Raw genomic sequence first — 9382 nt, 5'->3', positions numbered from 1 at the left:
CTATATCTTCTCCGCAGTCCCAACTCACAACAATGCTTACCAGGGACGAAAGACTCATAGATTCACCCCACCACCCCGTCCACTGGCCGTCCCGGCAGCGTCCTCACCTGCTTAATTTTCTGGATAAAACACTTGCATATCCCGACCCGTTGCGATAAAATAAACACAATTATTCGTGTCAGGAGGAAAAATATTTGAAATGCCCATTTTGTAATGCAGCGGATACGAAGGTAATCGACTCCCGGCCGGCAGACGACAACAGTTCCATCCGCCGTCGCCGCCAGTGCGAGACTTGCGGCAAGCGGTTTACCACGTACGAGAAACTGGAAACGATCCCGTTAATGGTAATTAAGAAAGATAATTCGAGGGAGGTATATGATCGGGCCAAGATCGAGGCAGGCGTACTCCACTCCTGTCACAAAAGGCCGGTATCTCCGCAGCAGATTGCCTCTGTGATTGATGCTATTGAGAACAAGATTTTTAATATGGAGGAGAAAGAAATCAGTACATCGGCCATCGGTGAGCTTGTGATGGACAAGCTTAAGGATTTGGATGAGGTGGCTTATGTCAGATTCGCCTCTGTATACCGTGAATTTAAGGATGTCAACACCTTTATGGAAGAACTGGGTAAACTTCTCCAGAATAAACCGGATGGAAGGAAAGCCTGATGTTTAATGCGTTTTATCCCAGAGAATATGTGGATTCGGCCTATGATATCCCCTATGAAGAATTTTATGGCAGAGGGATCAGAGGAGTGATTTTTGACATCGATAATACCCTGGTACCGCATGGGGCCCCGGCTGATACAAGGGCCGTGGCCCTTTTTGAGAGACTGAGGGGGATGGGGATGGAGACATGCCTGATGTCCAACAATAAAGAACCAAGGGTGACCTCCTTTGCCGCTCAGGTGGCTTCGCGTTATCTGTTCAAAGCAGGAAAACCCCGAATTAAAGGTTATAAAAGAGCAATGGAGCTGATGAAGACAGATGAGGCGACCACCCTTTTTGTCGGCGATCAGCTCTTTACCGATGTCTACGGAGCCAACAGGGCAGGGATATACGGTATACTGGTTAAGCCGATTCATCCGAAAGAGGAAATTCAGATCGTTATAAAGCGCCGCCTGGAATGGATTGTGCTGTATTTTTATAATAGAGAGAAAAGAAAAATTCAGAAGAGGAAGAGATAGTATGGACGGAAAAACTAAAATATGCGGGATTATTGCCAATCCGGTAGAACACAGTATGTCACCGCTTTTGCAGAACCATTATGCAAAGAGAACCGGAGTTAATCTGGCGTATGTTCCGTATAAAGTGAAAGAAGAGAATCTGCAGTCGGCGGTAGAGGGCGCTTATGCCCTGAATATACTTGGACTCAACGTAACGGTTCCCCACAAACAGACGGTAATGAAATATTTAAAGGACATAGACGAAACTGCCGCAGACATCGGCGCCGTGAATACGCTGGTGAGGATGGAAGGCGGATATAAGGGGTATAATACGGATGTTCCCGGTCTGCTTCGCTCCATTCAGGAGGAGGGCATAGTAATCAAAGACAGAGCCTGCATCCTGATCGGCGCCGGCGGCGCCGGAAAAGCGGCAGCCTATATGATGGCTAAGGAGGGAGCTTCGGTTATCTATCTGCTGAACCGGAGTAAGGAGAAAGCAATGCACCTGACGGAATGGGTGAACCGTCTGGCAGGAAGGGATGTGGTCAGGCCTCTGGCGCTGGAAGATCACGATAAAATCCCGGAAGGCAAATATTTTGCCGTCCAGTCCACCAGTGTGGGGATGCATCCGAAGGTAGGAGCAGCCCCGATTGAGGATCCTTCATTTTATGAGAAAATCAGCGAAGCAGTCGACGTGATTTATACTCCGGCAAAGACAAAGTTCATGGAAAATGTGGAGGCAGCCGGCGGCCGCGCAGTAAACGGGCTTAATATGCTGCTTTACCAGGGGGTGATCTCCTATGAACTGTGGAATCCGGGTGTGAAGGTCGATGAAGATACGATTGTAGAAGCGAGGACGATTATAGAGGAACGTCTCGCAGCCAGCAGACTGGCGTCCTCAAGGAAGGCCAACCTGATTCTGATCGGTTTTATGGGAGCCGGAAAGACATGTGTCGGCGAGGCGTATGCGAAGAAACACGGTCTTACCATGGTGGATACCGATTATCTGATCAGGGAGGAAGCGGGAACAAGCATTTCCGACATCTTTGCCGAGAGAGGGGAAGAAACCTTCCGCCGCATGGAGACGGAGCTTCTGAAAAAGCTGGTTGCAGAGAGGGGGAAGGAAGAAGAACGCCTCATTCTCTCAGTAGGAGGCGGACTTCCGATGCGCAAAGAGAACAGGGAACTGCTGAAAAAGCTGGGCCGCGTCGTTTATCTGCGCGTGTCTGCCGACACCGTATTAAAAAGACTGAAGGGCGACACCTCCAGGCCGCTGCTTCAGGGAGACAATGTCAGGCAGAAGGTGGAGGAGCTGATTGAAAAGCGTAATCCGATTTACATGGAAAGTTCACATCAGTCTGTGGAAGTTGACGGAATTGATATTTCACACGTCGTGAAAATGATTGAAAAACTTGAAAAAGACACGCCGGTATATGAAGGCAGTTGATTAATGGCCGGATTGCAGCGCAATTCAGACGCAAATGGACGTGAATCGTCAAAAAGTAGTTGAAAAACAGGGTATTATAGTATAAAATAAAAAAGATCAACAGAGAATTTAAGGAGGAGTATCATTTATGATATCAGCGGGCGATTTTAGAAACGGTATTACACTGGAAATCGAGGGCAACGTTTTTCAGATTATGGAATTTCAGCATGTAAAACCTGGTAAAGGTGCTGCATTCGTTAGAACTAAAATTAAAAATGTAATGAGCGGCGGCGTAGTAGAGAGAACTTTCAGACCGACAGAGAAGTTCCCGGCAGCAAGAATCGACAGAGTGGACATGCAGTATTTATATTCAGACGGTGATCTGTTCCATTTCATGGATGTGAACACTTATGAGCAGGTTGCATTAAATCCGGATTCAATCGGTGATGCTCTCAAATTTGTCAAAGAGAATGAAATGTGCAAGGTTTGTTCCTACAACGGCAATGTATTCTCTGTAGAGCCTCCGTTATTTGTAGAACTGGAGATTACCGATACTGAGCCTGGCTTCAAGGGTGATACGGCTCAGGGAGCTACAAAACCGGCTGTCGTTGAGACAGGAGCTACCGTTTACGTTCCGTTATTCGTAGATCAGGGCGATAAGATTAAGATTGATACACGTACGGGTGAGTATCTGTCCAGAGTGTAATAGAGTTTAACTGAACGGCTACCATATGGAAAATGGAGCTGCTGTAAAATATCCGGAGGAGACGAGCGAGATTTTACAGCAGTTCTTTTTTACTTTGTACGAAGTACGAAAGAGGAGAAGAACGGATGGAGAGGGAGAGAAGAGAGAGCCGCCGATCTGCCGTTGCAAAGGAGCAAAGGCGGAAGCAGCTGATCCGCAAGAGACTCATTATCCGCTGTGTCATCGGCATTGTTGCATTTATCCTGGGAACGGGAACCGGATGGCTGTTAAGGGGGACAACGATTCGGAAGGCCATAGATTTGAGCGCCATCAAAGCGCCGGAGTGGATTGACCAGCAGTTTTTAACGGTAAATCCGTATTCGAGACCGGGAACCAAGCTGGCGGCGGTGAACTCCATTGTCGTTCACTATATCGGGAATCCGGGAACGACAGCCCAGCAGAACAGGGATTATTTTGAAAGCCTGAAAAACCAGAGCGGCAGCAATACAACATCGGTGAGCAGCAATTTTATCATTGGTATGGATGGAGAGATTATCCAGTGTATACCGGTAGACGAGAAGTCGTTTGCTTCCAATAACCGCAATTCGGATACGATTTCGATTGAATGCTGCCATCCCGGCGAGGACGGAGAATTTACCGAGGAAACGTATGAATCCCTGGTAAAACTGACAGCATGGCTTTGTAAAGAGCTGGACCTGACCACAAAGGATGTGATACGTCACTATGATGTAACGGGAAAGGCATGCCCCAAGAACTTCTCGGAGGATGAGGGAGCCTGGAAGCAGTTTAAAAAAGATGTAAAAAAAGCGATGCGTTAAATCGCTTAAACATAGAAAAAGCAGAAGAGACAGCGGAATGGACGGCTGTACCGAAAGCAAAGGCAATACTAGAAGGAGAGTAACCTGATGAAAAAGATAGTGGATTTGATCATAGAGGAATTAAAGCCGGCTTTTACCGGCTGCGGATACGACGAAAAATTTATCCGTGTGACCCTGTCTAACCGGCCGGATCTCTGTGAATACCAGTGCAACGGCGCCATGGCGGCGGCCAAAGCTTACAAAAAGAAACCGATAGATATAGCGAATGAACTGGTGGAGCAGTTGAAAGACAGTTCCATGTTTTCTGAGATTAATGCCGTTATGCCCGGATTTATCAATATCCGCCTGAATCCGGAGTATCTTGCCGGATATGTGAACAGGATGGCCTCGGATGAGAAGTACGGTCTCGAGGAAGCAAAGGACCCGGAGACGATTATCGTGGATTACGGCGGGGCCAATGTGGCGAAGCCTCTTCATGTGGGGCATCTCAGGGCTGCCGTTATCGGCGAGAGCATTAAGCGTATCTGCCGTTATATGGGACACAAGACCATAGGCGACGTTCATCTGGGCGATTGGGGGCTTCAGATGGGTCTGATCATCGAGGAGCTTCACGACAGACAGCCGGAGCTTGTCTATTTTGATGAGACTTTCCAGGGAGAATACCCGGAGGAAGCGCCGTTTACGATATCAGAGCTGGAGGAGATCTATCCGACAGCCAGCGCAAAAGCGAAGGAAAAGACAGAAGCAGGCGAGGCGTTCAAGGAGAGGGCTCAGGAGGCCACCTTTAAGCTTCAGAACGGCTACAAGCCATACAGGGCCATTTGGAACCATATCATGAATGTCTCACTGGCTGATTTGAAAAAGAATTATGATAACCTGAAAGTTTATTTTGACCTTTGGAAAGGTGAGAGCGATGCCCAGCCGTATATTCCCGGCCTGATTAACGATTTGATTGAGAAAGGTCTTGCCTATGAGAGCGAGGGCGCTCTTGTAGTTGACGTGGCGCAGGAAGGCGACGCAAAAGAATATCCCCCCTGTATTGTCAGGAAATCGGATGGCGCCTCACTTTACGCAACCTCTGATCTGGCAACCATTATTGAGAGGGAGAAAGAGTATCAGCCGGATCGTTATATCTATGTAGTGGACAAGCGTCAGGAACTGCATTTTGTTCAGGTATTCCGTGTCGCAAAGAAAGCGGGAATAGTAAAAGAAGATACACAGATGATTTTCCTCGGTTTCGGTACGATGAACAGCAAGGAAGGCGGTCCGTTTAAGACAAGGGACGGCGGAGTAATGCGTCTGGAGCAGTTAATCAGGGATATTAACGGGGAAGTTTATAAGAAGATCCAGGAAAAACAGAAGGTTCCGGAGAATGAGATGGAACGCACCGCTGAGATTATCGGCCTTGCGGCCCTGAAATACGGAGATCTCTCTAATCAGGCGACGAAAGACTATGTATTTGATGTGGAGCGCTTTATTTCCTTTGAGGGCAATACCGGTCCCCATATCCAGTATATGATTGTAAGAATTAAATCGATTCTGGAAAAATATGAGGAGCTGAAAGGCAAAGATGCAAAAAGGCAGCCGATCCGTCCGGCACAGTCCGTATCGGAGAAAGAGCTTCAGCTGGAACTCTGCCGTTTTGGCGAGATTATTGAAACCGCGTTTGCAGAGACCGCTCCGCATAAGATTTGCCAGTACATGGCCGACCTTGCGGATGCATTCAATAATTTCTATCTGGAAAATAAGATCATTGCTGAGGAGGATGCCTGTAAGCAGGCGTCATTTATCAGCCTGATTACGCTGACAAAAGAGATTCTGGACACCTGTATGGATCTTCTGGGGATGGAATCTCCGGAGCATATGTAATCAAGTGAATTTGAAACAGGCGGCTGTCCATTCCGGGAGCCGCCTGTCTGAATATGGAGAGCTGCCTTTTTGACGGTGAAAAGCCTTCGGAGCTTGCTTTTGCCGATTGGAACAGACAGCTATTGGAGGGGTATCTTGAGCATCAGGGATATGACGGTAGACACATTCTGGAAAGGAGAAGTCCGGGTCCAGGCAGTAGCAGAAGACGGGGAAGGATCATACAGAACAAGGATTTTTATTAAAAGCGGTGAAATTTATGATTATCACTGTTCCTGCCCTTACGGAAGTTCATACAAGGGGATTTGTGAACACGGGCTTGAGCTGTTTAAAAAGTACCGGCTCAGGGAGCAGGAAATGAATGCGCTTCCCGTTTCAACCTCCCCTGCGGTGAGGGCGATGATACGTGAATATACAAACCGGGAGGTTGCACGCATCATGGGAGAGGAAACGGCCCCGGTTGTGGAGTTTGTCCCCTGCCTGATTATCAGCCGCCGCCAAGTTTCCCTGGAATGCCGGATCAGGGGAAAGAGGCAGTATCTGATAAAGGATTTGGGAGCTTTTGCCGACGCGGTCAGAACGGGAAAAAGAGTCGAATACGGAAAGGGCTTTGCATTTGAACACAGCCTTTTGGCATTTTCAGAGGAAAGCAGGCCTCTGGTGCAGATGGTTATGGAAGAGACGGGGGCCTATAAAGAGCATTATGAGGATATCAGAAAGAGAACAGCCGCTGCGGCACCGGCCCTTAATACACTGTTACTCAGCCGTTCGGCCTGCGACCGTTTTTTTGCAATTGTGGAGGGCAGGGAAATCGAGACGGAGACCTGCAGGGGGCACAGAACGCGGCTTAAATTTTTACGGGGCAAACCGGCCATTCGTGTCCGGGCTCAGAGGATTGGCCGGGAAGGGCTTGAGATCAGGATCCCGGACGAACTGATGGTTTTTCAGGGGGAGAAGAGCCTCTATGTGGCGGATGAAACCCATCTTTACTGCTGTGATGATGAGAGCACTGAAAACCTGACTATTTTTCTCACACAGATACTGTCTGAGCCGGGGGGAGCGCGGAAGGTAAGCGTAAATGAGCGGGATATTCCTCTTTTTTATGAGAGAGTCCTGAAAAAGCTGGATCTGTCAGGAATCCTGGAGTCCGGGGGGATTGACTGGGATTATTACAGGCCGGGAGAATTGCAGGCCAGATTTGAATTTGACAGCAGACAGCCGGGAGAAATTACGATGAAGCCGATTCTCTCCTATGGTGATTTTTCTTTTCATCCGCTGGAGGATGAAAAAATACCGAAGGAGATATGCAGGGACGTGCCGGAAGAATTCCGGGTCAGCCGCCTGATTACAAAATATTTTGAATACAGGGAAGATAACGGTGAATATCTTGTCATACGTGACGATGAGGATGCAATTTACCGTCTCCTGAGCGAAGGCATTGACCGGTTTGGTGAAACAGGGGAGGTATGGGTCTCCGACAGCGTCAAATCAATGAAGGTTCTGGCTCCGCCCCAAATATCCCTGGGCGTATCGGTTCATGAAGGATGGCTGAATCTTAAAGTGGATGCGGAAGGGATGAATACCTCAGAGATAATGCGGATTCTTTCGGAGTACAAACAGAAAAAGAAGTACTGCCGGATGAAAAACGGAGATTTTCTGAGACTGACCGACGACGGTCTTTTGACCCTTTTGAAGCTGACCGACGGTCTGGCGCTGGGAAAGAATGAGCTGCAGTCAGGAATGATATCATTGCCGGCTTACCGGGCATTTTATCTGGAAAGTCTGGTCAAAGAAAATGGGCATATTCCATTTTCCAGAGACAGCTTGTTTAAAACGATTGTCAGGGATTTGCAGTCATCTGAGACGGTCGGGTATGAACCGCCGGCAGAACAGAGGAAGGTTCTGCGCGAATATCAGAAGGCCGGTTTTGTCTGGATGAAGATGCTGGACGGCTACCGGTTCGGCGGGATCCTTGCAGACGACATGGGCCTGGGAAAGACGCTTCAGACGATAACCCTGCTGGCAGCGGAAAAGGAAGAGCGTGCCTGCGGTACAGCCGAGGGCATGGCGCAGCCGTCGGTTTCCCTGGTAATTTGTCCAGCTTCCCTGATTTATAACTGGGGACATGAATTTTCCATTTTTGCGCCTTCTCTCAGAGTACTGCTGGTGACCGGCCCGCAGGCGGAACGGCAGAAGGAACTCGAACAGATTGATGAGTATGACGCCGTGGTTACCTCCTACGATCTTCTGAAACGAGATCTGCCTTATTATATGGAGCATACGTTCCGATTTGAGATAATTGATGAGGCGCAGTATATCAAGAATGCATCTACTCAGAGTGCGAAAGCAGTCAAAGCAGTCAAAGCAATTTCAAGGTTTGCCCTGACAGGAACGCCGGTGGAGAACAGACTCAGCGAATTGTGGAGCATTTTTGATTATCTGATGCCGGGCTTTTTGTTTACCTACCGCAAGTTCAAAACCATGTTTGAGATACCGATTGTAAAAGAGGAGGATGAAGAGGCTCTTGAGAATCTCCACAGGATGATTCGCCCATTTATCCTGAGAAGGCTGAAATCAGACGTATTGAAGGAATTGCCGGTGAAGCTCGAAAAGGTTGTCTATTCGGCTCCGGAAGGAAAGCAGAAGGAGCTTTACCGTGCGGCGGCCTTAAAACTCCGCCAGAGCCTTGAGGAGGATGAAAAGACGGCTGAAACGTCCGGGAAATTTCAGATTCTTGCAGAGCTTACGAGACTCAGGCAGCTTTGCTGTGATCCGTCCCTCTGTTTCGAACGGTATAACGGTGAGTCGGCCAAACTTGAGACCTGCGTCTCCCTTCTTCTCTCTGCTGCAGAATCAGGCCATAAAATCCTTTTATTCTCCCAGTTTGCCTCGATGCTGGGAATTATAGGAAACAGGCTGAAAAAAGAAGGAATTCCATTCTATCTTCTTACCGGTTCCACCACAAAGGAGGAGCGGAATAAAATGGTTAATGCGTTTCACCGCGATCAGGTGCCGGTATTCCTGATTTCCCTGAAGGCCGGAGGGACGGGACTTAATCTGACGGCGGCCGATATCGTGATCCATTACGATCCATGGTGGAATGTAGCGGCGCAGAACCAGGCGACAGACCGCGCCCACCGTATCGGGCAGGAGAAGCAGGTGACGGTTTATAAGCTGATTATGAAAGATACGATAGAGGAGAATATTCTGAATTTGCAGGAAGCAAAGAAGAATCTGGCGGATCAGATTGTGACGGAAGGAATGGTTTCATTGGCTGAAATGAGCAGGGAGGAATTGATAAAGATTTTGGAGATTTAAATAAGCAGGTGAGGACGCCGCCGGCCTGCGGCCAGTGGACGGGGCCAATCCCCCGGCGGAGTCTTTCGTCCCGGCGAAAACCT

The 9382-nt window shown here is 48.6% G+C and carries 7 protein-coding genes; all 7 read left to right on the top strand.

Features of this window, described 5'->3' with window-relative positions:
* The first annotated feature begins 194 nt into the window (after nucleotides 1–194).
* Nucleotides 195–668, top strand: coding sequence for a transcriptional regulator NrdR (nrdR, locus tag CLOSYM_RS13165; RefSeq protein WP_003507331.1), 474 nt, complete (start codon nucleotides 195–197; stop codon nucleotides 666–668).
* Complete coding sequence (locus CLOSYM_RS13160; RefSeq protein ID WP_003507329.1) at nucleotides 668–1186, top strand: YqeG family HAD IIIA-type phosphatase; 519 nt, start codon at nucleotides 668–670, stop codon at nucleotides 1184–1186. Before nrdR ends, CLOSYM_RS13160 begins: the two co-directional genes overlap by 1 nt.
* 1 nt (nucleotide 1187) lies before the next feature.
* Nucleotides 1188–2612 (top strand): shikimate dehydrogenase, encoded by a 1425-nt coding sequence (gene aroE, locus CLOSYM_RS13155; RefSeq protein WP_003507326.1) that lies wholly within the window; start codon nucleotides 1188–1190, stop codon nucleotides 2610–2612.
* 127 nt (nucleotides 2613–2739) lie between these two features.
* Complete coding sequence (gene efp, locus CLOSYM_RS13150; RefSeq protein WP_003503647.1) at nucleotides 2740–3297, top strand: elongation factor P; 558 nt, start codon at nucleotides 2740–2742, stop codon at nucleotides 3295–3297.
* Nucleotides 3298–3422: 125 nt separating this feature from the next.
* Nucleotides 3423–4115: a peptidoglycan recognition protein family protein gene (locus tag CLOSYM_RS13145; protein WP_003503648.1), complete on the top strand. Its 693-nt coding sequence runs from the start codon at nucleotides 3423–3425 to the stop codon at nucleotides 4113–4115.
* An 87-nt stretch (nucleotides 4116–4202) separates the two neighbouring features.
* Nucleotides 4203–5984, top strand: coding sequence for an arginine--tRNA ligase (argS, locus tag CLOSYM_RS13140; protein ID WP_021642470.1), 1782 nt, complete (start codon nucleotides 4203–4205; stop codon nucleotides 5982–5984).
* Between the two features lie 135 nt (nucleotides 5985–6119).
* Nucleotides 6120–9299, top strand: a complete 3180-nt coding sequence (locus tag CLOSYM_RS13135) for a DEAD/DEAH box helicase (RefSeq protein WP_044902423.1) — start codon at nucleotides 6120–6122, stop codon at nucleotides 9297–9299.
* The last annotated feature ends 83 nt before the right edge of the window (nucleotides 9300–9382 follow it).

Origin of the sequence: [Clostridium] symbiosum ATCC 14940 (genome assembly GCF_000466485.1) — a bacterium.
GTDB classification, from domain to species: Bacteria; Bacillota; Clostridia; order Lachnospirales; family Lachnospiraceae; genus Otoolea; species Otoolea symbiosa.
This window is presented reverse-complemented; position numbering and strand designations above follow the sequence as displayed.